This window comes from Paenibacillus glycanilyticus (assembly GCF_023715145.1).
In the GTDB taxonomy this organism is placed as follows: Bacteria; Bacillota; Bacilli; order Paenibacillales; family Paenibacillaceae; genus Pristimantibacillus; species Pristimantibacillus glycanilyticus_A.
The window spans coordinates 1-447 of sequence record NZ_JAMBNP010000053.1; the positions used below are offsets into that span (position 1 = coordinate 1).

General features: G+C 46.1%; 1 protein-coding gene. It reads right to left on the reverse strand.

Translation table 11 applies throughout. The features are described 5' to 3' along the window. The coding region (locus M3194_RS30920; protein WP_251657965.1) for a tyrosine-type recombinase/integrase at nt 1-447 on the reverse strand (447 nt) is incomplete at both ends.

A 447-nucleotide genomic window follows, 5' to 3' on the forward strand; every position in this document is an offset into this window, starting at 1 on the left:
CGCTCAGCCTGTGAGGTGGTTCTAAAGAAATGAACCAAATAAGGGCTTACTGCATAATCCCGGCAACGACTGATTACATCTCGGAGGCTCCAGTTGATTGCGTTGCAACGCAGAGCTAATGGTATAGCGATTTTGCTTCCGGTTTTCTCTTGCTCAACGTGTAGATGATCGTCCCAGATGTCCGAGAATTTCATACGGGATATATCACCTAGTCGCTGTCCTGTTACTATGGCTAAAAGCATGGCGTTCCCCATGTATTTGTGATTTTCATCGGCTATATCAAAAATCTTTTGCCATTCCTCCAGAGTGAGGCGCTGGCGAGTGATCTTTCTACGAGGTTGTTTAGTTGCTAGTGCAGGGTTATAACCAGGAGGTACTTCTCCCGCATGCTGAGCTTCTTTAAAAACATCTATTAGGACAGAGCGAATGACCTGAGCCATTCTGGGT